Source organism: Bacillus sp. B15-48 (assembly GCF_016879755.1).
Classification (GTDB): Bacteria; Bacillota; Bacilli; order Bacillales; family Cytobacillaceae; genus Mesobacillus_B.
Genome location: NZ_WOFU01000006.1, coordinates 266,976 through 290,150, shown reverse-complemented (window position 1 = coordinate 290,150; position 23,175 = coordinate 266,976). Strand labels below are relative to the sequence as shown.

Below are 23,175 nucleotides of genomic sequence, written 5' to 3'. Positions count from 1 at the left end.
TGCCTTCAAGTCCTCCGCACGGTTCCTCACGGATACGCACTACCTGTCGGCTATACACTTCCGCCACCAAAACGGTGTGTTCGGGACTTTCACCCGTTAGTCCGATGCGCTGCCAAGCGCACAAAAGCTTAGTCCATTAATATTGACTAAGCTTTTTTCATCGCATCCATTACTTGTTGATCAAGTCGAGTTGCTGCAGCATGATCATATGTTTTATCATATTCAGGTTCTGAGACCATTTTTGAACCGTAAAACATTACATCGCGTACTTCAGCAATTTTTATTTCAATAAGTGCCAGTTTTAATGGTACTCCAGTTATTTTTTCCTCTTTGATTTCAGCTTTACCCGAAATTGAATAGGTTGATTCATTCGCTACAAGATTGATTACAACTAGATGGTTTTTGCGAATATTTTGGACGATACGTGAACGATTATCGACAGCAAATATGATTGTTTCATCATCCTTTGCCCAAACCCAGGAGATTGCACGAACATTAGGTCCCCCAGTCTCATGGTCGACTGTCGCAATGGTAACAAACCGTTCTCTTTGCAGTTCTTCATATAATTCTTCTATAAGCTTTGGTTCTACTTCGTTTGCCACAATATCAGCCTCCTTACACTATTCTCATCTTACTACTTTCTTATTTTCAGAGCAAATGGATATAACAATCCATCTTTGATAAAATCAATGATATACTATTACTACCTATGAGATTCAAATGGAGAATTTATAGAAAACAGTTATTCCGAGGTGCCAATATGAGAGTTAAATGTGTAATATGCGATAAAATTGAAACAATACATGATGACACGTTACAAGCAAAACAATTGCGCAATCGACCAATCCACACATATATGTGCGAAGAATGCCACGAACGTATTGCGGAAAATACATTAAAACGATTAGCAACAGGTAATTTCCGTCTATATAAAACCCCCAGCTCAGACGAGGACGAATGGTAAAACAAAAAAACAGAAGCCGCTTTTAGCGGCTTCTTATTTTTCGGGATAATTCACATATTTTTCTGGTTCTTCATTTATCTGGTCAATCATCACTTCGATTAATTCACGTGGAAATCGGTATGTTTTCTTTTCTCCATTACGTTCAACAGCGATCGAGTACATTTCTTCATCCACTTCAATTTCTAGTTCATCGATGCCATGCTCATCTGCTAAAAGTTGCTCGAACATTTCTTTCGTTTCAACGGCTGCTGAATCGTCCGGTCTTGCATCAACTACTACTTTTATCGTTAACCAATTATAAAGCTTGTCTTGTAGGGATATCATCAACGCTCACCTCAGCTAGCATCCATTTCTTGTTTTTTATGAAGATGGAGACGAATTTTATAAATAATTAAAATCAACGCTGCTACTACTAGCCCCTCAGCTATCGGTAAGAATATTCCTAAAAAAGTTAAGATTGTACATCCCAAACCAAGGAACAAGTATATTAAAATGGATTTAAATAAAGGGAGTTTCTGCGAAAAACCAAGCTTGTATACTAAAACACTTAATAAGAAAATGGTTAAATAAAGCATCCACATACCCAAATCAGGATTTTCATGGACTTTATAGAGTGCTGCAAAAAAGGTTAGGCGTTGACTAATATCCATATACTGTTTCCCCCTATTAAATTTCTTGCGGATTAACCATGTCCCTAGAAAAAATTTAATCCATCGATACTAATTTTGTTCTGCGTATTTTTGCTTCTTCGCAGACCGTTCACGTTCATTTTTATCGAGGACCTTCTTTCGAAGCCGGATGGACTTCGGTGTTACTTCACAGAATTCATCCTCATTTAAATATTCTAATGACTCTTCCAATGTCATGATTCGTGGCTTTTTAATTACCGATGTTTGATCTTTATTCGCCGAACGGACATTGGTTGCGTGTTTGACTTTCGTTAAATTTACAGTAATATCGTTTTCACGCGTATGTTCCCCGACAATCATTCCTTCATAGATCTCTGTTCCAGGTTCGACAAAAATGGTTCCGCGATCTTCTACTCCCATAATACCATAAGTTGTCGCTTTACCACTCTCCATTGAGACAAGGACCCCTTGACGTCTCCCACCAACCTGTCCTGGCTGCATTGGCTGATAGCTATCAAATGAATGATTAATAATTCCATATCCACGAGTAAGCGTTAGGAATTCTGTTGTATATCCGATTAACCCACGGGCAGGGATATTAAAAGTAAGCCGGACTTGACCGTTGCCACTATTATTCATATCTAACATCTCGCCTTTTCGTGCACCCATTGATTCCATAATCGCTCCAGTATGTTCTTCCGGAATATCAATTTGCACTCGTTCAACAGGCTCGCAACGGACGCCATCGATTTCTCTCACGATAACTTCTGGCTTTGAGACTTGTAATTCAAATCCTTCACGACGCATGTTTTCAATTAAAATAGACAAGTGGAGTTCCCCACGACCTGAAACAATCCAAGCATCCGGCGAATCCGTATTTTCAACCCGAAGACTAACATCTGTCTGTAACTGAGAGCGTAATCTTTCTTCCACTTTCCTAGACGTCAGATATTTCCCTTCACGTCCGGCAAAGGGGCTATTGTTAACAAGAAATGTCATTTGCAATGTAGGCTCATCAATACGTAAAACTGGCAGCGGGTCTTGGTGATCAGCGGGACAGACTGTTTCTCCAACGTTAATATCCTCCATCCCCGAAACAGCAATTAAGTCTCCTGATTTTGCCTCTTCAATCTCCTCTCGCTTTAGCCCAAAGAAACCGAAGATTTTCGATACTCTAAACTGCTTTACGGTACCATCCAACTTCATTAAGGCTACCTGTTGACCAACTTTAATTGTCCCACGAAAAACACGACCAATTCCGATTCGACCAACATAATCATTATAATCTAGGAGTGCGACTTGAAATTGAAGTGGTTCTTCCCGATTATCAATCGGGGCAGGAATATGGTTAATAATCGTTTCATAAAGAGACTGCATATTTTCCTCCTGTTTATCAGGGGTTAAGCTAGCAGTCCCATTAATCCCAGATGCATACACAACTGGGAATTCAAGCTGGTCTTCATTCGCTCCTAGTTCAATGAATAAATCTAGTACTTCATCAACTACTTCTCCGGGGCGAGCAAAGTCTCTATCGATTTTATTAACGACGACAATCGGAGTCAAATGCTGCTCAAGAGCTTTCTTTAAGACAAATCTAGTTTGCGGCATACAGCCCTCGTAAGCGTCAACGACAAGAAGAACACCATCTACCATCTTCATGATTCGCTCAACCTCGCCGCCAAAATCTGCGTGTCCTGGAGTGTCTAATATATTAATTCTTGTATCTTTGTATTTAATCCCTGTATTTTTGGCAAGAATTGTAATTCCACGTTCTCTTTCGATATCGTTGGAATCCATTGCCCTTTCCTCAATATTTTCATTCGCTCTAAACGTACCGGCTTGTTTCAATAACTGATCTACTAGTGTCGTTTTTCCATGGTCAACGTGAGCAATAATCGCGATATTTCGAATATCTTCTCTTAATTTCAAAAAAGTCAACCTACCTTTATCTTAAATATATTATCATTTTTTTACAACTGAGCCATTATACCATAATTAAAGATAGAAACCACCAAGTATTTTCTGTACAATATAAATCATGAGGGGGGGAAGAAAACGATGAAACAAATAAAATGGGGGTTCTTACTTTTGGCCATTGCGGCAGCTGCTAGCATGATGGGCATCGGAGTTGCCATCGGTGAATCAAGTATTTTAGGTGCGGTCATATCAGTGATTGCTTTATCAATAAGCATGGGCTATGGTTTTAAAATGAAAAAGAGAATGCAAGAGAATGGAGAGCTGTAAGGGCCGGGATTCCGGCTCTTTTTTCTTACCATTTCCCTCCCTGTAAATACACCTCCAAAATCTCAGAATGTAGCCCTGGTTTTGCAACGAGAACGGAATTTTCCTTGATTAAATCAAACGGTTCCCCACGTAAATTCGTTGCCACTCCTCCTAATTCCTCAATCATAATAACACCAGCTGCAAAATCCCAAGGTGCAAGTCTAGGTGTGAGATATGCATCAATTCGTCCTGATGCGACATATACCATTTCTAATGCCGCTGAACCATATGATCTTGTGCCACGAGCTTTTTTTACAAGAGGCGCCAGTAGAGATGGTGGCAGACGTCGATTTTCCGTTACCCATGTAGCGTTAAGAGCAATAATCGATTCAGAAACACCACGTGCTTCTAAGCGTGGTAGCTCTAAACCATTCATAAAAACCCCTTGCCCCCGAATGACATGATACAGTTCATCATGAACGACATCATAAATCAGACCAATTCTCCCTTTCCCATTTTCATAAACTGCAACTGAAATAGCAAAATTCCGCTGTTGATGAATGAAATTCATCGTACCGTCAATTGGGTCAATAATCCATACAATCCCTGACAGTTCGTCTATTTTATCCCCATAACCTTCTTCGCCTAAGATTTGATGGTCAGGGAACGTGGCCTTTATTTTTTTTATAAAATATTGTTCCGTTTCCTTATCAATATTCGTTACTAAATCATTAGGATTTGATTTCGTCTTTATGTCTAATGTTTTTGGAAAAGATGCGCGGATACTCTCTCCTGCTTCCTTAACCCACTGTTGTGCGTATGTATTTATTTCGTATATATTTGTCGTCAATACAAGCCCCCCTTATTTCCATTATGAAGAATATTAGGCTTAGCTTAAAAGATATACCCATTTTCTTCAAGTAATTACACTTAAGCAAAAATAAGAAAAAAATGATAACGAACTCCCTAATTATCGAAGTCCGTTATCATTGTCCCCACATATTACATATTTCATTATTCATCATTTAAAAATCCATTCCTTATCCGTGAAAATATTCTGTTGTTCTAAATTATAAAGCTTTCAGTTGTAAAAGTTCTTTACGAATATTCTCAAGCTTTTCCTTACATTCATTCATTTTCCCCTTATTCGATTCACCCATTGCTTCGAAAAGAGTCGCAAGTTCATAATCTAACTCAAGCCTTAGAACAGCTTTCCTTTGACGGCTTTCTGACATTCCTTTCATTGATTTCATTATTTTTTTCATTTCTCCACATCCTTTCAACCTATTTTTGAATTTTTTTTATTATTATAATATTAAAAACGAGTGGACGATGCAACAAATTTGTACTCATGCCTATGATAAATTTCAATCCCTTCAATAATTCCTGTTAGTTTGCTACAATAACTTAAAGGGTTTTTAGGAGGTAGTATGGATGAACATAAATGGATTTACGGAAGACGACTTTAATGTTTTTACAATAGACGGGCTAGATGAGCGAATGGAAGCTTTAAAAGGGAATATACGACCAAAACTTGAAAGTCTCGGGAAATATTTCACTCCGGAGTTGTCCACTTTAACAGGGGATGAACTATTCTATCATGTAGCAAAACATGCCCGCAGAACGAAAAATCCCCCCAATGATACTTGGGTAGCATTTGCAGCAAATCCACGCGGATATAAGATGTTGCCCCATTTTCAGATAGGCCTTTGGGAAACTCATTTATTTGTTTGGTTTGCACTCATATATGAAGCACCAAATAAACAAGAATTCGGAAAATTACTGGAACAAAATGCTGAGCGCCTATTTAATGAAACGCCTAACAATTTTGTATGGTCAATGGATCATACAAAGCCAGATGTCTTTAAGCAGAGTGAGCTCACACAAACGGAGTTAGTCTCGATGTTTCAACGGTTGCAAAATGTTAAAAAAGCTGAAATCTTATGTGGTTATCAAATTCCGAGAGAAGAAGCTGTCAAATTAAGTTCAACCGAGTTGCTAGAAACATTTGATTCGGTGTTAAAGACATTGGTCCCTTTGTACAAATTGGGACACTAAAAATGAAATAAAAAACGGCCAGAAAGGCCGTTTTATTTCATTTTTATTCGTTTTCCTTCACTTGCTTCTTTTGCTAATTTAATTGTTCGATAAGAGGAATAACCGCTCTCTTCCTCGAACTCATTACATATCTTTCTCTCCTCCGCTTTACTTGGGACAATTTGTTTAAAGCGACGATAAGCTTCTAAAAGCTCCTCACGATCTATTCCTTTTTCATATGCAAGTTCTATTGCTTCAAAAAAACGAATGACCTCGATGATTTCATCTGTTGTCCAAGCATGATCAATCGGATATTGATATTCCATATAAACACACCTGCTTTATTTATCTTATCTGTAAAATTGTACACAACTTCTTTTAGATAAAGCAAATTATGTACTATTCAGACCAATTTCTTCTAATCTCTTCAGCTTCACGGACCATTCTTAAAAATAATTCATTGACGGTCGGGGTATCTTTAATCAATCCCATCACTTGGCCTGCCCATGCAAAACCAGCTTTCTCTTCACCATCATAAATATACTTTATATTCGCTTCCCCGCTTATAAGATCCTTTAAAGATTCATAATCCCCATATTTCTTTTCCTTTTCAAGTATTTTTTCGGTCCAATCATTTGCAATGGCTCTTGCTGGTGCTCCAATTGAACGTTTAATCACTACTGTATCATTTTCAGTACCATTTATAAGGCGGTTTTTGTATAACTGACTCGCATGAATGCATTCTTTGGTTGCAATGAATCTCGTCCCCATTTCTATCCCTTCTGCACCGAGAGCCAAAGCAGCCATTAATCCACGTCCGTCCGCAATCCCTCCTGAGGCAATAACAGGAATGCCTACAGCATCAACTACACTTGGAATTAGTACCATCGTTCCAGTATCATTTTTGCCTAAATGGCCTCCTCCTTCTTGACCAACAACCACGACTGCATCTGCACCAAGGTCCTCCGCTTTTTGTGCCTGTTTTTTCGCTGCCACAAGGACAAGTTTTTTCACGTCAACCCCTTGAAGCTGTTCAAAAATAGGGGCAGGATTTCCTCCTGTCATGGTTATCACAGGTACTTTCTCTTCAATCGCCACATCCAACATATGAGAAAAGGGACGTCCATGTTGACCAATGGCAAAGTTTACTCCAAATGGTTTTTCAGTCAGCGACTTTAGCTTTTTAATTTCCGACCTTAAAGCTTCTGGATTCGGCAATGACATCGCTGTAATTTGTCCTAGACCGCCAGCGTTAGACACGGCCGCAGCGAGATCAGCATAGGCCAAATAAGCAAGCCCTCCTTGAATAATCGGGTATTGAATGTTCATTAAATTTGTTATTTTTGTATCCCAACGCAAAGTTCCCCTCTCCTTTCATATCTTCCTATTCGTTCTTTTGTCTCCATATCCTTTTATTCCTGAAAAAAAAGGGCATGAATAAAGGATATAACCAGTTTTTATTTATAAAAAAAATTTCTTTGCAAAGGAAATGAATAATGCTATAATTCTTTTGTTTTGAATGTATATATAGGAATCGCAACTTGATGTTAAAGAGGTGTAGCAATCATTGTTGTCTCAAAATGAAACGCCATTATTCACCGGATTAGTTCAACATGCTAAAAACGAACCAGTACAGTTTCATATTCCTGGACATAAAAAAGGTGCTGGCATGGACCCCGAATTTCGCGAATTTATCGGTGATAATGCTTTATCAATTGACTTAATTAACATAGGGCCATTAGACGACCTTCATTCACCTAAAGGTATTATTAAACAAGCTCAAGATCTTGCTGCTGAAGCCTTTGGGGCAGATCATACTTTCTTCTCCGTTCAAGGTACGAGCGGAGCAATTATGACAATGATTATGACGGTTTGTGGACCAGGTGATAAAATTATCGTACCAAGGAACGTTCACAAGTCAATCATGTCCGCTATCGTATTTTCAGGGGCCATTCCAATCTTCATTCATCCAGATATCGATGAGAAACTTGGTATTTCCCATGGTATTACGACAGATGCCGTAGAAAAAGCTTTGGAACGGCATCCCGATGCAAAAGGTTTACTTGTCATTAATCCAACTTATTTCGGCGTTTCAGCTGATTTAAGAAAAATCGTTGAAATTGCTCATTCCTACGAAGTGCCTGTGTTGGTGGATGAGGCCCATGGCGTTCATATTCATTTCCATGAGGATTTACCATTATCTGCAATGCAAGCAGGGGCTGATATGGCAGCAACAAGTGTTCATAAGCTTGGTGGATCAATGACACAAAGTTCGATATTAAATGTAAGAGACGGACTTGTTTCCTATAAACGAGTGCAATCTATATTGTCAATGCTCACAACAACCTCCACTTCCTATCTACTACTAGCATCATTAGACGTTGCAAGACGAAGGTTAGTAACAGAAGGAAGGGAATTGATCGATAAGACCATTAAACTTGCACATTCAGTTAGAAAGCGTATTAATAATATAGAGCATCTTTATTGTGTAGGCGATGAGATTCTTGGAAGTAAAGCCACATTTGATTATGACCCAACAAAGCTCATTATATCTGTCAAAGACTTAGGGATTTCAGGGTATGACGCTGAAAAGTGGTTGCGCGAAAAATACAATATTGAGGTTGAACTCTCAGACCTTTATAATCTTCTTTGTCTGATTACACCTGGTGATACTGAAAAAGAGGGAGAGCTCCTCATTAAAGCACTTCAAGAGTTATCAGCTGAATATCATATACCAGCTGAAAAAATTCATGCCCAGGTTATGCTCCCGGACATCCCTGTCCTCTCATTAACGCCAAGGGATGCATTTTATGCTGAGACAGAAGTAATCCCTTTTGCTGAGTCTGAAGGAAGAATTATCGCTGAATTTGTCATGGTCTATCCGCCAGGGATTCCTATCTTCATTCCAGGGGAAATTATCACTTCCGAAAACCTGCTTTATATCAAAATGAATGTAGAGGCAGGGCTCCCCGTACAAGGACCAGAGGATGATAAACTGCACATGATCCGTGTCATAAAGGAACATAAGCCTATCTGGTAAGACTTGTTACCAGGACAGCAATTGAGAAAAAGGAAATGCAAAAAAAGGGTATGCGATTAATCGCATACCCATTTATTATTTATTACTTCTTTTCATTGTCTTTGTTATGACAATTACAAGTAGTTGCATAAAGAACTGTCACTTTTTCATCTTCGAAGTGCTCAATTGTGGAGTTACATGTTTGACAAACGATTGTTCCCATCCCTTTAAAACCCCTTTTCCTTCAAATTTATAAATATGAAAGCGTTTGTAATCCTTTAAATCAATAATAATATAACACTATTGATTTTTCAAGCCTAAATTGTATAACACAATTAATTTTTTCTCTCAATTAATCGACATTATATGACTTTTGATGACATTTAAAAGAGCAAGCGCGCAATCATCCTATTAGTGGCTTACCGATGGTTTACACTAAAAAATTAATAAAAAAAACAGGTCCAAAAGTTGGACCTGTTTCTTATTATTCATATTGTGGTTGGAATGGCATGATAGGTAATTCAGTTTTAAAGAACTCAGCCAAGTCTGCCGCTTGAATAGATTCTTTAATGTGGAAAGCCTTTTGTAGGTACTCGATATTGTTTAGATCTGAAGAATCGAGGAGTGCGGATCGGCCTGTTTGCATACAGACAATTAGTGGTTTTCCAAAAAACATATTTGTATGCACTATTCCAAAATCATAGCGACTTTCTTCTGTTGTAAACCCCACAAACCTTACCTTAACATTTTCTTGTTCGTCATAAAGTTTCTCAAACAAGTTCATAAATCATCTCCTCCAATCATGTTTCTTATTTAAATTATAATATATTTATAATATTTATACAATATGAACCGAGAACATTCATAAGATCGTCAAATTTAATTCTAAAAAATTTCATACTTTTCTTATACGTTCCCCTTTCTCGATAAAACCGTTACACTCAGACGTTGAGGAATAAATTCTTTAATAAGTTGTCGCTGAAATTAGCAAATGCTATCATAAGATTGATAGAACTGGAAATAGGGGGTAGCCAAATGTCTGCAAATGCATATATTAAACTAGTGCCGTCTTCGTTACAGCAAACCATTGCGGTTGACGAGCTAAAATCATTATTTTCATATTACAAAGAAATTACAACAAAAACTGGGAAACAGCTCGATTGGGAATATGATTATTCAGCCTTCCCTTACGAAATTAAAGAAACTGAGAACGGAAAAGGAAAATGGTTTTACTTACATTCCAACCATGACAGATATCATGCGATTCTTTTAGGAATTGATCAAGAAAAGGTAATCACTGAAGATGGCAGTGAGCACGAACAAACTTACATACAGGTGACACTCCCAGATTCAGCAACATTCGGAGATAAAGGAAAGGCAAATGAGTTTTGCAAATTTATAGCAAAAAAATTAAACGGTGAACTCCACCTATTTAATGGGCGTATCATGTATTATTACAAAAGAAAATAATTCAACACCAATACGCGCATCGAAATCGAGCAATGTCACAGCATTGCTCTTATTACGAATGATGATAGCGGCCCTCATTTCGGGGCCGTTCAATTTTTATTAAAATAAAAGTATACTTACCATTCTCCCATAAGTGAAAAATTTTTTCAGGTTAAATTAACCTATAAATTCGAATAAATCAACTTATTTTTCAATTTTGTAACATTTGAATGACAGCGAAGGTTTTATGAAGCACCTATGTTAGAATAATTGTGATAATTAAGGAATACATTCCCTAGTAAAGTGAGGCAAGAACAATGAGGAGCTTGTCTTTTATCATAATCATTTCTTTCATACTGTCCACTTCTTCCTGCAACCATTTTAAAGCAACTGACAAAATTCAGTTTAATCATGATGTAGTACATATTATATTTTTCTCAGACGACTCAAACTACTCAAAAGAAGCCGCTTATTATGATGCAATTATCGAACTAAAACGGGACTTTCCGAGTGAGTTTAATAATATGAAGGTTTTAACAACCGACAAGGACAATAAGTATTATAAATTTTTCGAAATCGACAGATACCCAGCTATCGTTATTTATTACCAAGATGAAATTTTAGTTAAGATTAATGGAATTGTTACTAAAGAAGAAATTATCACTCCATTTTCCAAAATCCTTTCACACCAAACGAATAAAGAATATTCAACGAAAGAATAAAAAAAGTCCTTTTCAATCGATGAAAAGGACTTTTACTCGTAACTTTGATTATTTCATAATGTGAATTGGGTTGCCAATTGCAACTTCAGCCGCTTCCATTGTGATCTCACCAAGAGTTGGGTGAGCATGAATAGTCATTGCCAAGTCTTCAGCAGTCACTCCTGTTTCAATCGCAAGGCTGAGTTCCGAAATCATATCAGAAGCACCTGAGCCAGCAATTTGAGCACCGATCACGAGGCCGTCTTCTTTACGAGTGATAATCTTCATAAATCCATCAGGCTCATTTAAAGAAAGCGCTCGGCCATTAGCAGCGAATGGGAACTTAGACGCAACAATTTCAAATCCTTCTTCTTTCGCCTTCTTCTCATCATATCCGACTGATGCTAGTTCAGGGTCAGAGAATACAACAGCTGGGATTCCTAAATAATCAATCTCTGAAGCATGTCCAGCAATTGCCTCTGCCGCAATTTTCGCCTCATATGACGCTTTATGAGCAAGTGGTGGTCCAGCAACGATATCGCCTATTGCATATATATTGCTAACGCTTGTACGGCATTGTTTATCAACATTAATGAGCCCACGGTCACTCATTTCGATGCCAACTTGCTCAAGACCAAGTTCATCCGTATTTGGTTTGCGTCCAATCATAACAAACACATAGTCCGCATCCACTTTCTTTTGTTCACCGTTCACTTCATACGTAACAGTTACGCCGTCTTCACTTTCTTCAACGCCTTTTGCTAACGCCTTTGTAATAACTTCTGCTCCCTTTTTCTTTAATCTACGCTTAACAAGGGTAGACATTTGTTTCTCGAAACCGCCTAGAATTTCTTCAGCACCCTCTAAAATTGTGACCTTTGTCCCGAAGCTCGCATAAGCCCCACCAAGTTCAGTTCCAATATAACCTCCACCAATTACAACGATGCTTTTTGGAAGTTCTTTAAGGTTTATAGCACCTGTTGAATCAAGAATTCGCTTGGAAAATTTAAAAGCAGGTATTTCTAACGGACGAGATCCTGTCGCAATAATTGCGTTTTTAAAAGTATAGGTTTGAGACGATTTTTCATCCATTACCTTTATAGTATTTGCATCAACAAAATAAGCTTCACCATTAACGATGTCAACCTTATTTCCTTTAAGCAATCCTTCGACCCCGCCAGTTAATTTTTTAACGACGCCTTCTTTAAATGCTTGAACCTTAGAAAAATCTAAAGTAACGTTTTCAGCTATTACTCCCATATCTTCAGAATCCTTCGCATTCTCAAAGCGATGTCCAGCTGAGATTAATGCTTTTGATGGAATACATCCAACATTTAAACATACTCCACCTAAAACATTCTTTTCAACAATCGTAACCTTTTGACCTAATTGGGCAGCACGAATCGCTGCCACATATCCACCTGGTCCGGCACCAATGACTATAGTATCAGTTTCAATCGGAAAATCTCCAACTACCATTTTTTACGCCTCCATTAGCAAAAGTTCTGGGTCGTTCAATAAGCGTTTAATATGATTCAATGCGTGTTGAGCAGTTGCACCATCAATCATGCGGTGGTCAAAACTCAATGAAAGTGCCAAGACAGGAGCAGCAACAATCTCGCCATCACGAACAATTGGCTTTTCCGCAATGCGGCCGATTCCAAGGATTGCAACTTCAGGATGATTGATTACTGGCGTGAACCATTGTCCACCTGCAGAACCAATATTTGTAATTGTACAAGACGCACCTTTCATTTCATCTGGAGACAACTTGCCGTCACGTGCCTTACCTGCTAACTCATTGATTTCATTAGAAATTGTGAATACTGATTTACGGTCCGCATCTTTAACAACTGGTACAAGCAAACCTTTATCTGTATCAGCTGCAATTCCAATATTGTAATAATGCTTATGAATAATTTCGCTTGTTGCATCATCAAGCGAGGTATTTAACGCTGGATATTCACGCAATGCACTTGTTAAAGCTTTTACCACATAAGGTAGGAATGTAAGTTTGATTCCTTTTTCAGAAGCAACTTCCTTGAATTTTTTACGATGAGCGACAAGTTTTGTCACATCAATTTCGTCCATCAATGTTACATGTGGTGCTGTATGTTTTGAGTTTACCATCGCTTTTGCAATTGCTTTACGGATACCGCTCATTTTCTCACGAGTTTCTGGATATTCACCTTGTGGAATTGCAGGAGCTGATATAGCTGCACTTTCTTCTGCAACTGGCGCCTCTGCTTGCTGTGCTGGAGCCGCAGCTGCCTGTGCCCCACCATTTTGAAATCCATCAATATCCTCTTTTAATACACGGCCATTTTTACCTGTTCCAGCAACAAGACGAATATCCACACCATTGTCACGAGCGTATTTACGAACAGATGGCATCGCAATTACTCGTCGATTTGGGTCAACTTCCACTTGCTGTGCCACAGTTCCTACCCCTGCCGTTGCTTCAGCGGTTGGTACTTTCGGTTGCTCAGTTTCTTGATTAGGTTCCTCTACTTTTACAACTGGAGCTTCTGCTGGTTCAGCTGCTTCATCACCATGGTCATCGCCCTTAAATTGCAAGTTTTCATACCCTGGCGCATCGAACGTTATAAGAACTTGTCCAACTGTTGCAACCGCTCCTTCATCTACTAAAACCTCTTGGACAGTCCCATCAACCGGAGAGGGGATCTCTACAACCGCTTTATCATTTTGGATTTCACAAAGAACATCATCTTCTTGAACTTTATCGCCAGGCTTAATAAACCATTTTACGATTTCACCTTCATGAATACCTTCACCGATGTCAGGCATTTTAAATTGAAATGACACTAAGATTCAGCCTCCTACGCAGAATTCTGCTACATTGTTTATGCAGTAATGGGAAAAGGTTTTCCTTTTCCCTATTTTTTAGTATGTTAAAACTTTTTTCGCTGTTTCAATTACGTCCTTATAGTTTGGAAGCCAAACTGTTTCTGCTTGCGGGAATGGGAACACAGTATCTGGTGCCGCTACTCGCAATACAGGTGCTTCCAAGCTTAAGATGGCCCGATCATTAATTTCAGCGACAACAGTAGCGGCAATACCCGCTTGTTTTTGCGCCTCTTGAACGACAATCGCACGGCCCGTTTTTTCCACGGAAGCTACAATCGTTTCAATATCAAGTGGACTTACTGTACGTAAATCTATTACTTCTGCCGAGTACCCTTCTTTTTCTAACTCTTCTGCTGCCTTCAATGATTCATGAACCATCGCACCGTAAGTAATAATAGAAATATCTTTCCCTTCACGTTTTACATCCGCTTTCCCCAAAGGAATAGTGTACTCCTCCTCCGGTACTTCTTGACGGAATGAACGGTATAATTTCATATGCTCAAGGAAAATTACCGTATCATTATCACGAATAGAAGAGATTAAAAGCCCTTTTGCATCGTAAGGAGTAGATGGGATGACTACCTTAACTCCAGGTGTTTGTGCCATTAATCCTTCTAAACTGTCAGCATGCATATCAGGAGTATGTACTCCTCCGCCAAATGGTGAGCGAATGGTTACTGGCGCCGTATATCTGCCACCAGAACGGTAGCGAAGACGTGCTAATTGTCCCGCGATTGAATCCATTACTTCAAATACAAAACCGAAGAATTGGATTTCAGGAACAGGGCGGAATCCTTGTAACGAAAGACCAACTGCTAATCCACCGATTCCTGATTCTGCAAGTGGGGTATCAAAAACGCGATCCTCGCCAAATTCATTTTGAAGGCCCTCAGTCGCACGGAAGACGCCGCCATTTACGCCAACATCCTCACCGAATACCAATACATTCGGATCATTGCGCAATTCTGTACGCATAGCATCAGTAATTGCTTGAATCATTGTCATTTGCGCCATGACTTACTTCGACTCCTTTGCTTTATATAGTTCATATTGTTCTTTTAAGTTTTGTGGCATTTCTTCTTCATACATAATTGACATTAAATCAGTAACCTTCTGTTTTGGAGCTGCATCAGCTTTTTTGATTGCCTCTTTAATATCATCTTTTGCTTGTTCAATTACTTCACTTTCCTGTTCTTCATTCCATAGACCTTTCTTTTCGAGGAATTTACGGAAGCGAACAAGTGGATCTTTCTTTTCCCATTCGTTATCTAAATCTGCCGTACGGTAGCGAGTTGGATCATCCCCGGCCATTGTATGTGGTCCATATCGATAAGTTAACGTCTCAATTAGTGTAGGACCTTCTCCGTTAATCGCACGCTCACGGGCATCACGGGTAGCTACATAAACAGCTAATGGATCCATACCATCCACTTGAATTCCTGGAATTCCAGCTGAAACGGCTTTTTGCGCTAAAGTTTTAGCTGCAGTTTGCTTCTCTACTGGTGTTGAAATTGCAAACTTATTGTTTTGAATAAAAAAGATTGCTGGTGCTTTATATGCGCCTGCAAAGTTGATTCCTTCATAGAAATCACCTTGTGAACTTCCACCGTCACCTGTATATGTTACTGCTACAGCTTTTGTTCCACGTTTCTTCATTCCAAGTGCAACACCAGTTGTTTGAACATACTGAGCACCAATAATAATTTGCGGATGCAGAACGTTTACACCTTCTGGAACTTTCATCCCTTCAAAATGTCCTCTTGACCATAAAAAGGCTTGGTATAAAGGCAATCCATGCCAAATAATTTGGGGAACATCACGATAACCTGGTAAAATAAAATCTTCTTGTTCTAAAGCAAACTGGGAAGCTAATTGCGAAGCCTCTTGTCCTGCTGTTGGTGCATAGAACCCTAACCGACCTTGACGATTCAAAGAAATTGAACGTTGGTCAAGGATTCTTGTATAAACCATTCGTCTCATCAATTCTTGCAATTGTTCATTTGAGAGATTCGGCATTGCTGATTCATTGACCACTTCTCCCTCTTCATTTAAAATTTGAAGTGTCTCAAATTGGTCTTCAATTTTTGCTAAATGCGCTACAACATCAGCTGGGGTCAATTTTGTTTTAGATGCCATCTAAAAGTCACCTCGTCCTTTCTTCACATGTTTTTTTATTTTAATCCATTATAGGGTCTCCAAAAGAAGGTGAATCTTTCTTCTTGAACTAAAATAGATTTACTTATTTCCCTTATCTAAGGCTTCGTAAAAATTACTTTTCTTAAATCCAAAAGTTTCAGGCGTTTTCGCTATGTAGTTTTTCCACTGTTGAGCTTCTGAAAACCTACAATTAATTAATAGTAGATAATTTTATCTGTACTATATTTTTTTGAAAACCGATTAATACAACACCCCTTTACGTTCTCAAGTTTACAACAGAAAAAACCACCAGTCAAACACTATGCTTAACTACATTATTATTTTTACACTGCGATAATGTTGTTTTCATTTTCGGAACTGTACTATAAAAAAGGAACAACTGTATCATAACATCTAAAAATCAAGAAAGCGCTTATATTTATAAACTTTAAAAAAATCGGTTCAAATAACTGTCCGATTCACAAAGTTATACTTATATAATAACATCTTTCTAATATATTCACCTAATCCATATTCACTTGCACATTTAAGCCAGCAGTTTGATAGAAATCAAGCTTTATCTCATTATATTCTTTCGTTTTTTCATTAAATATTTCGTTATACTTCAAAACCTCTTCATATGCGCCGTTGACCTTAGTCACTTGCATCTCTAACTGTTTCATTTCAATATTTTTTTCCTTCAGCAAATGATATAACTCAGTATCATATGTGAGCCCATCCTCATAGCTTTTGTACAAATTCCCATGAACATCATAGCGTTCTTGCATAAGTTCATATAGTTTTGCAGCTTTTGTCTTTAATTCTGCATCGTCTAGTTTCTCCATCATTTCTTGCACTGAAGAGAATGCAGCTTTTGATTCTTCGATACTTTTTCGTTCGATATCAATATGTTCTTTTCTCTTTTCTGCGATTTTTAGCGCCGAATTGACTAGTTCTACGATTTCATCATAATTTTCCTCATTATTCATTTTAATCATTTGTTCATATAGATCCTTTTCTTCCCTTTCAAGAAGGACTATTGGCTCCTGCTGTTCTTCAAATGCTTTTTCAATTTGGACAACTTCTTCAAGTTTGTTATACATTTCTTCAGCAGGTGTTTGTCTTATAAAGCATCCGGTAATTAATAAGATTCCACATAGCCACATGAAAAAGAGAGGAATGTTACGGAATTTCACTTACGATCTACCTCCTCTTACAATATCTCCTTCACTATAGCAATCAACATTTAATTTGACAAATTCATCGTCAATGCCTGCCCTATTTTTCTTTTTTTGCTTTCTAATGATTAACTTTTCATCCTGCATTTGTTAGACTTAAATTTGAATAAATTTATATAAAGAAGGAAATTAGAGAGGTGAACCTAGAGATGTTAACAATGAATGACATCGTTCGTGACGGGCACCCTTCACTACGTAAAGTAGCTGTTGAGGTTCCATTACCTGCTTCAGATAAGGATAAACAAACATTAGCGGAAATGCTTGACTATGTAATAAACAGTCAAAATCCTGAAATTGCGGAAAATTACGGTCTCCGTCCTGGTATTGGTCTTGCTGCACCACAAATAAACGTTTCAAAACGGATGATTGCCGTTCATGTTCATGACGAAAAAGACAAACTATATAGTTACGGACTCTTTAATCCTAAAATCATTAGCCACTCGGTAGAAAGGGCTTATCTCGCTTCCGGAGAAGGCTGTTTATCTGTTGATCAACCATTTCCAGGCTATGTACCAAGATATGCAAGGATTACAGTAACAGGAACGAGTCTAGATGGCCAAAAAATCAAGCTGCGACTAAAAGGATTGCCAGCGATTGTCTTCCAACATGAGATAGATCACCTAAACGGAATTATGTTTTTTGATCACATCAACAAAGACGAACCATTTGCAGAAATTGAAAATGCTGTTGTGATTAATAATTAAAGCTGGTACGAAAAAACCAGCTTTTTTAAATTAAATCTAGTGTTTTTAATCCTTTCCATATTCCTTCATTACTTACATCAGCAGTAACGTGGTCCGCGTATTTTTTTAACGAGTCTACTGCATTCCCCATTGCCACCCCAGTTCCAACCGTTTGAATCATTTCAATATCGTTTAAACCATCACCAAAAGCGTAGACATCGTCTAATTTAAACCCTAATCGTTCGATGAGCTTTTGAATCCCTATTGCCTTAGAACCTGCTCCTGGCAATATATCTGCTGAAAATTGATGCCAGCGAATAAATTTGAAATCCTGATATTGTTGTGAATAAAACTTTTCTTCTTGTTCTTCACAGAAAATCAGCGTTTGCAAAATTCTTTTTCCCCTAAAAAACTCCCTCTCTTCAACAGGGTGCGGAAATCCTAGGCCTGCCAAGCACTCCTCAATATAATTATGATGCGGTACAGAGGCCTTCATCGTTTTTTCATTCATAAACACGAGCGGATGTCCATTTATTTCACTCTGTTTTGCTAATTTCTCCAATTCTAGCTGATTTAAAGCCTGTTGATAAATGACTTCGTTTTCATAAACTACATATTGGCCATTAAAACTAACAAATGATTCAATTTCTAACTCCTCACGAAGCTCCTCAAACATAAACGGAGCACGTCCTGTTGCAATTGCTACATAAATTCCTCTTTTTTTCAATTCAAAAATTGCTTCCTTTGTAGAAACAGGCAAATTTTTTTCTTGATTCAATAAAGTACCATCAATATCAAAAAACACAATTTTACTCATATCTTTCTCCTTAACTATTTATAATCGCTTTTATACCAACAGACTAAGCTTTCGATAGTATGTTGTCAATTAACCTCTAGATCAACTCCTTTTTCCATTTTTACCCACGTTGGAATCACTTTTTTCCACACATAATAAGACAACAAAGAAAATCAATGAAATGATTTCCGCTAAACTTTCCTTGACTTCTTTCACTTTCGACAAGGATGGTTTAAAATAGAATTATAAGGAGTTGATCCACAATGTTAAAGAAGCTAAGACGTAAGCTTTTAAAACAGTGGAATGAATTGCTTCGTAAAAAAACAATCGCCTAATTTGAGCCCTTCAAACTTGCGAAGGGCTCCTTCCTTATTGTACATTGGTAAAAGCGGAAAAAGTCGGAATCTAAATTTTAAAACAGCTTAAGAAATATTTTATTATAGAAAGTTTGCGAATAAGGAGAGAGAGTTTAATGATATTCAAAGTTTATTACCAAGAACAAAAAACAGAAGTGGCAGTCAGGGAGAAAACACGGACTCTATTTATAGAGGCCAATTCGGAGCGAGAGGTTAGGAAGAAGTTAGTAGGACGCCCTTATAATATCGAGTATATTCAATTGGTAGATGGTAAATATCTAGAATACGAAAAACTAAACGAAGATTTTGAAGTATTGGAGAAGGAATAGTTTATGAAATTTGTTAAAAATGATCAAACAGCTGTTTTTGCCCTTGGAGGATTGGGGGAAATCGGGAAAAATACGTACGGAGTGCAGTTTCAAGATGAAATCATCCTCATTGATGCAGGTATTAAATTCCCAGAAGATGAATTGTTAGGGATTGATTACGTTATTCCCGATTATTCATATTTAGTTAAGAACCAAGATAAGATTAAAGGCCTTTTTGTCACACATGGTCATGAAGACCATATCGGAGGCATCCCATATTTATTAAAGCAAATCAACATTCCCATCTATGGAGGGAAACTAGCGCTCGGACTTATTCGTAATAAATTAGAAGAGCATGGTTTAGTTCGACAAACAAAAATGCATGAAATTAAAGAGGAAGATGTCATCAAGTTTCGCAAAACATCTGTTTCCTTTTTCCGGACGACACATAGTATTCCGGACTCTTATGGAATTGTTGTAAAAACTCCTCCAGGGCAAATCGTCCATACTGGCGATTTTAAATTTGACTTTACACCTGTAGGCGAACCGGCAAACTTAACAAAGATGGCTGAAATCGGCAAAGAAGGAGTTCTATGCCTTTTATCTGACAGTACAAATGCAGAGGTCCCTGACTTTACAATGTCCGAAAGACGTGTAGGAGATAACATCCATGATATTTTCCGAAAAGTGGATGGAAGAGTTATCTTTGCTACGTTCGCTTCTAATATCCATCGACTTCAACAAGTCACAGAAGCAGCCGTTGCAAACGGAAGAAAAATTGCTGTGTTCGGTCGTAGTATGGAGGCAGCCATTTTAATCGGACAAGACCTTGGCTACATCCGTGCGCCCAAAGATACATTTATTGAGACTCAACAAATTAACCGACTTCCAGCAAACGAAGTAACCATCCTTTGTACTGGAAGCCAAGGAGAACCAATGGCAGCCCTCTCAAGAATTGCCAATGGTACACATCGGCAAATTCAAATTATCCCTGGAGATACCGTCGTTTTCTCATCTTCACCGATTCCTGGCAATACTTTAAGCGTAAACAGAACAATTAATTTGCTTTCCCGCGCAGGAGCAGAAGTCATTCATGGAAAATTAAGCGACATCCACACTTCTGGACATGGGGGCCAAGAGGAACAAAAATTAATGTTGCGTCTAATTAAACCGAAATTCTTTATGCCGATTCACGGAGAATTTAGAATGCAAAAAACACATGCTAGGCTTGCTACTGACTGTGGAGTACCCGAGGAGAATTGCTTTATCATGGATAATGGTGAAGTGCTTGCTCTAGGAGAAAATGAGGCACAAGTTGCAGGAAAAATCCCGTCAGGATCTGTCTATATTGATGGGAGCGGGATTGGTGATATCGGAAATATCGTCCTTCGCGACCGACGAATTCTATCTGAAGAGGGGCTAGTCGTAGTTGTTGTCAGCATCAATATGAAAGAATTTAAGATCGCATCAGGTCCTGACCTGATTTCTCGCGGTTTTGTTTATATGAGAGAATCTGGAGATTTGATTAATGATGCTCAAAGCCTTATATCCAAGCACTTGAATAAAGTGATGGAGCGTCGGACAACACAATGGTCAGAGATTAAAAATGAAATTACAGATACTTTAGCTCCATTCCTTTACGAGAAAACAAAACGCCGTCCAATGATCTTACCGATTATTATGGAAGTGTAAAAACAAACCTGCTACTAGAAATTAAGTAGCAGGTTTTTCACTTCTCTATAAGGCCTTTTTTTCAAAACGATTAATATCCGTATCCGCACCAATGATAATTAAAATATCGTCAGCCTGAATGACTTCATCCGCCTGTGGTGAAACAAGGATTTCATTTTTCCTTTTAATCGCTACAATATTAATCCCGAATTTAGCGCGAATATCTAAGTCAAGAATTGAATTTCCATCGAGTCGTTGACTCGCAACGATTTCCGCAATACTATGCTCGTCAGAAAGCTCCAAATAGTCGAGGACATTATTGGAAACCATATTATGGGCAATTCTTTTACCCATATCTCGTTCAGGGTGAACAACAAAATCTGCCCCGATTTTCAATAAAACTTTTTCATGATAATCATTTTGTGCCTTTGCAGTAACCTTTTTAACTCCTAACTCCTTTAACATAAGGGTTGTCAAAATACTAGCATGTAAATCATCGCCAATCGCTACGATTACATGGTCAAAATTTCGAATGCCTAAGTCCTTTAATACCTTTTCATCTGTTGTATCTGCACACACAGCATGTGAAGCAATTGAGGCGAATTTTTGCACACGATCAACATCATTATCTATAGCAAGTACAGACATGTCCTGTTCGGCCAGTTCTTGGCAAATACTCCCACCAAACCGTCCTAGGCCGATGACAGCAAACTCTTTCTTCATACTGTTTCCCCCTAAAAATAGCTTCTCTCTTATTTTATCATAACCGATTCACATAGTATGTTACTAGATTAACAAGCTTTCACGAGTCATTAAAAAAAACACCCTTAAAGCCATTCTAGAACGAGAAACCTGACCAACTTCTGGTCAGGTTTCTATCATTTAGCGCAGATTACAGTCTGTTGATTAGCGTATTATTCCTCAGTTACATTCCTTTATATTGAATATATTTTATTAATAACGTAATCGCAGTTTCAATTGCTCCCTCATTTGGTTGTAGTTTCGAGTGATGCAGCCCATAACCTGAATCTACTCCAAGCCAAAACATAAACCCTGGAATTTCCTTTAACATAAATCCAAAATCTTCTCCTGTCATCGCTTCTTTACATCTAATCGCATCAACATTTTCAATGTTTTTGACAAATTCGAAAAATTCCTTTGTTAAGGATGGGTCATTGTACACTTGATGATACATCGCACCGAAATCAACGGTAGCTTTACACTCATAGCCAACCTCTATGCCCTCGACAAGGGATAAGATTCGTTTCTTTACCTTCATCATGGACTCTAGTGAAAGAGTTCGAACCGTTCCCTCAATTCGAGCTGTTTCAGCAATAATGTTTTGCACTGTTCCCCCAGTTATTTTCCCGACTGTAACCACAGCACTGTCAAGAGGATCGACATTACGAGCAACAATTGTTTGTAATTGAGTGACTAAACTGCATGCCGCAATAATCATATCATTCGTATGATGGGGATAGGCTGCGTGACCGCCTTTTCCTTTCAAATCAACGAACAGTTCGGAAGTATTTGCAAATAATAGACCTTCCTTCAATGCAATCGTTCCCACCGGATACTCTGGTGCAATGTGAAGGCCTAAGATAACATCAGGCTTCCATTCCTGCATTATAGTTGACTGGAGCATCGGTTCAGCTCCCCCAGGACCTTCCTCTGCTGGCTGAAAAATGAATAATAAATGATCATCTACTGGATATTCCGCAAAGTGCGATATCAGTCCTAAAGCAATCGTCATATGAAAATCATGGCCACAGGCATGCATTCGACCTTCATGTGTAGATTTAAAATCATATTCGGTTTCTTCCGTGATCGGTAGGCCATCAATATCTGCACGATACCCGATTGTTTTTTTAGGATTTAACCCATTAACTTTCACAAAAATGCCTGTTTCCCATGTTTTTATTTCAAGCCGTTCTTGAGGCAAACTTTTTATGTATCGGAGTATATATTCCTGCGTTTTAAACTCTTGAAAACCTAACTCTGGAATCATATGAAGGTCTCTTCTTATTTGTACAAACCTCTCCATGCTGGAAACCCCCTCGTTCAGTCAATATGAAAGCGCGGTATTAATCCACTCTT

27 protein-coding genes are annotated in these 23,175 nt (G+C 38.2%); 9 read left to right on the top strand and 18 right to left on the bottom strand.

Features of this window, described 5'->3' with window-relative positions; translation table 11 throughout:
• Nucleotides 1-146: 146 nt before the first annotated feature.
• Nucleotides 147-602 (bottom strand): pyridoxamine 5'-phosphate oxidase family protein, encoded by a 456-nt coding sequence (locus GNT69_RS19155; protein ID WP_203556586.1) that lies wholly within the window; start codon nucleotides 600-602, stop codon nucleotides 147-149.
• A 158-nt stretch (nucleotides 603-760) separates the two neighbouring features.
• Here GNT69_RS19155 and GNT69_RS19150 point away from each other — a divergent pair, with 158 nt between their 5' ends.
• Entirely contained in the window at nucleotides 761-964 is a 204-nt protein-coding gene (locus GNT69_RS19150) for a YlaI family protein (protein WP_203556585.1), read from the top strand.
• Between the two features lie 33 nt (nucleotides 965-997).
• On the opposite strand, the gene GNT69_RS19145 is transcribed toward GNT69_RS19150, so the two are convergent.
• From GNT69_RS19145 to typA, 3 genes are all read right to left on the bottom strand, one after another.
• Nucleotides 998-1,288, bottom strand: coding sequence for a hypothetical protein (locus GNT69_RS19145; RefSeq protein ID WP_203556584.1), 291 nt, complete (start codon nucleotides 1,286-1,288; stop codon nucleotides 998-1,000).
• Nucleotides 1,289-1,299: 11 nt separating this feature from the next.
• Nucleotides 1,300-1,614: a YlaH-like family protein gene (locus tag GNT69_RS19140; protein ID WP_203556583.1), complete on the bottom strand. Its 315-nt coding sequence runs from the start codon at nucleotides 1,612-1,614 to the stop codon at nucleotides 1,300-1,302.
• Between the two features lie 69 nt (nucleotides 1,615-1,683).
• Nucleotides 1,684-3,522 (bottom strand): translational GTPase TypA, encoded by a 1,839-nt coding sequence (typA, locus tag GNT69_RS19135; protein ID WP_203556582.1) that lies wholly within the window; start codon nucleotides 3,520-3,522, stop codon nucleotides 1,684-1,686.
• Nucleotides 3,523-3,651: 129 nt separating this feature from the next.
• Here typA and GNT69_RS19130 point away from each other — a divergent pair, with 129 nt between their 5' ends.
• Entirely contained in the window at nucleotides 3,652-3,837 is a 186-nt protein-coding gene (locus GNT69_RS19130) for a YlaF family protein (protein WP_203556581.1), read from the top strand.
• A gap of 25 nt (nucleotides 3,838-3,862) precedes the next feature.
• Here the strand turns inward: GNT69_RS19130 and GNT69_RS19125 are convergent, their stop codons facing one another.
• Nucleotides 3,863-4,666: an inositol monophosphatase family protein gene (locus tag GNT69_RS19125; RefSeq protein WP_203556580.1), complete on the bottom strand. Its 804-nt coding sequence runs from the start codon at nucleotides 4,664-4,666 to the stop codon at nucleotides 3,863-3,865.
• A gap of 220 nt (nucleotides 4,667-4,886) precedes the next feature.
• Nucleotides 4,887-5,081: a hypothetical protein gene (locus GNT69_RS19120; RefSeq protein WP_203556579.1), complete on the bottom strand. Its 195-nt coding sequence runs from the start codon at nucleotides 5,079-5,081 to the stop codon at nucleotides 4,887-4,889.
• Nucleotides 5,082-5,250: 169 nt separating this feature from the next.
• Here GNT69_RS19120 and GNT69_RS19115 point away from each other — a divergent pair, with 169 nt between their 5' ends.
• The gene (locus GNT69_RS19115) at nucleotides 5,251-5,874 is read left to right on the top strand and encodes a YktB family protein (protein ID WP_203556578.1); all 624 of its coding nucleotides are present in this window, start codon (nucleotides 5,251-5,253) and stop codon (nucleotides 5,872-5,874) included.
• 32 nt (nucleotides 5,875-5,906) lie between these two features.
• Here the strand turns inward: GNT69_RS19115 and GNT69_RS19110 are convergent, their stop codons facing one another.
• Nucleotides 5,907-6,179 (bottom strand): UPF0223 family protein, encoded by a 273-nt coding sequence (locus GNT69_RS19110; RefSeq protein WP_203556577.1) that lies wholly within the window; start codon nucleotides 6,177-6,179, stop codon nucleotides 5,907-5,909.
• Nucleotides 6,180-6,252: 73 nt separating this feature from the next.
• Complete coding sequence (locus GNT69_RS19105; protein ID WP_203556576.1) at nucleotides 6,253-7,212, bottom strand: NAD(P)H-dependent flavin oxidoreductase; 960 nt, start codon at nucleotides 7,210-7,212, stop codon at nucleotides 6,253-6,255.
• A gap of 211 nt (nucleotides 7,213-7,423) precedes the next feature.
• Here GNT69_RS19105 and GNT69_RS19100 point away from each other — a divergent pair, with 211 nt between their 5' ends.
• Complete coding sequence (locus GNT69_RS19100) at nucleotides 7,424-8,893, top strand: aminotransferase class I/II-fold pyridoxal phosphate-dependent enzyme (RefSeq protein ID WP_203556609.1); 1,470 nt, start codon at nucleotides 7,424-7,426, stop codon at nucleotides 8,891-8,893.
• Nucleotides 8,894-8,975: 82 nt separating this feature from the next.
• On the opposite strand, the gene GNT69_RS19095 is transcribed toward GNT69_RS19100, so the two are convergent.
• Nucleotides 8,976-9,095 (bottom strand): GapA-binding peptide SR1P, encoded by a 120-nt coding sequence (locus GNT69_RS19095; RefSeq protein ID WP_203556575.1) that lies wholly within the window; start codon nucleotides 9,093-9,095, stop codon nucleotides 8,976-8,978.
• Between the two features lie 261 nt (nucleotides 9,096-9,356).
• Nucleotides 9,357-9,656: a DUF3055 domain-containing protein gene (locus GNT69_RS19090; RefSeq protein ID WP_203556574.1), complete on the bottom strand. Its 300-nt coding sequence runs from the start codon at nucleotides 9,654-9,656 to the stop codon at nucleotides 9,357-9,359.
• Between the two features lie 251 nt (nucleotides 9,657-9,907).
• Between GNT69_RS19090 and GNT69_RS19085 the strand changes: the two genes are divergently transcribed.
• Both GNT69_RS19085 and GNT69_RS19080 read left to right on the top strand, forming a co-directional pair.
• Complete coding sequence (locus GNT69_RS19085; protein ID WP_203556573.1) at nucleotides 9,908-10,342, top strand: DUF1885 family protein; 435 nt, start codon at nucleotides 9,908-9,910, stop codon at nucleotides 10,340-10,342.
• Nucleotides 10,343-10,638: 296 nt separating this feature from the next.
• Complete coding sequence (locus tag GNT69_RS19080) at nucleotides 10,639-11,043, top strand: hypothetical protein (protein ID WP_203556572.1); 405 nt, start codon at nucleotides 10,639-10,641, stop codon at nucleotides 11,041-11,043.
• A 48-nt stretch (nucleotides 11,044-11,091) separates the two neighbouring features.
• On the opposite strand, the gene lpdA is transcribed toward GNT69_RS19080, so the two are convergent.
• The 5 genes from lpdA to GNT69_RS19055 all read right to left on the bottom strand — a co-directional run bounded on the left by lpdA (nucleotide 11,092) and on the right by GNT69_RS19055 (nucleotide 17,222).
• Nucleotides 11,092-12,501, bottom strand: coding sequence for a dihydrolipoyl dehydrogenase (gene lpdA / locus GNT69_RS19075; protein ID WP_203556571.1), 1,410 nt, complete (start codon nucleotides 12,499-12,501; stop codon nucleotides 11,092-11,094).
• Between the two features lie 3 nt (nucleotides 12,502-12,504).
• Nucleotides 12,505-13,848: a 2-oxo acid dehydrogenase subunit E2 gene (locus tag GNT69_RS19070; protein WP_203556570.1), complete on the bottom strand. Its 1,344-nt coding sequence runs from the start codon at nucleotides 13,846-13,848 to the stop codon at nucleotides 12,505-12,507.
• Nucleotides 13,849-13,926: 78 nt separating this feature from the next.
• Complete coding sequence (locus GNT69_RS19065; protein ID WP_203556569.1) at nucleotides 13,927-14,904, bottom strand: alpha-ketoacid dehydrogenase subunit beta; 978 nt, start codon at nucleotides 14,902-14,904, stop codon at nucleotides 13,927-13,929.
• A gap of 3 nt (nucleotides 14,905-14,907) precedes the next feature.
• Complete coding sequence (gene pdhA, locus GNT69_RS19060) at nucleotides 14,908-16,026, bottom strand: pyruvate dehydrogenase (acetyl-transferring) E1 component subunit alpha (RefSeq protein WP_203556568.1); 1,119 nt, start codon at nucleotides 16,024-16,026, stop codon at nucleotides 14,908-14,910.
• 524 nt (nucleotides 16,027-16,550) lie between these two features.
• Nucleotides 16,551-17,222, bottom strand: a complete 672-nt coding sequence (locus GNT69_RS19055; RefSeq protein ID WP_203556567.1) for a YkyA family protein — start codon at nucleotides 17,220-17,222, stop codon at nucleotides 16,551-16,553.
• 191 nt (nucleotides 17,223-17,413) lie between these two features.
• Here GNT69_RS19055 and def point away from each other — a divergent pair, with 191 nt between their 5' ends.
• Entirely contained in the window at nucleotides 17,414-17,968 is a 555-nt protein-coding gene (def, locus tag GNT69_RS19050) for a peptide deformylase (protein WP_203556566.1), read from the top strand.
• Between the two features lie 25 nt (nucleotides 17,969-17,993).
• On the opposite strand, the gene GNT69_RS19045 is transcribed toward def, so the two are convergent.
• The gene (locus GNT69_RS19045; RefSeq protein ID WP_203556565.1) at nucleotides 17,994-18,764 is read right to left on the bottom strand and encodes a Cof-type HAD-IIB family hydrolase; all 771 of its coding nucleotides are present in this window, start codon (nucleotides 18,762-18,764) and stop codon (nucleotides 17,994-17,996) included.
• Between the two features lie 451 nt (nucleotides 18,765-19,215).
• Between GNT69_RS19045 and GNT69_RS19040 the strand changes: the two genes are divergently transcribed.
• Both GNT69_RS19040 and rnjA read left to right on the top strand, forming a co-directional pair.
• A complete protein-coding gene (locus tag GNT69_RS19040) occupies nucleotides 19,216-19,428 on the top strand; it encodes a DNA-dependent RNA polymerase subunit epsilon (RefSeq protein ID WP_203556564.1) in 213 nt (70 codons plus the stop codon).
• 3 nt (nucleotides 19,429-19,431) lie between these two features.
• A complete protein-coding gene (rnjA, locus tag GNT69_RS19035; RefSeq protein WP_203556563.1) occupies nucleotides 19,432-21,099 on the top strand; it encodes a ribonuclease J1 in 1,668 nt (555 codons plus the stop codon).
• A gap of 45 nt (nucleotides 21,100-21,144) precedes the next feature.
• On the opposite strand, the gene GNT69_RS19030 is transcribed toward rnjA, so the two are convergent.
• Entirely contained in the window at nucleotides 21,145-21,801 is a 657-nt protein-coding gene (locus GNT69_RS19030; RefSeq protein WP_203556562.1) for a potassium channel family protein, read from the bottom strand.
• A gap of 202 nt (nucleotides 21,802-22,003) precedes the next feature.
• Nucleotides 22,004-23,122, bottom strand: coding sequence for an N-acetyldiaminopimelate deacetylase (locus tag GNT69_RS19025; protein WP_203556561.1), 1,119 nt, complete (start codon nucleotides 23,120-23,122; stop codon nucleotides 22,004-22,006).
• Nucleotides 23,123-23,175 lie beyond the last annotated feature (53 nt).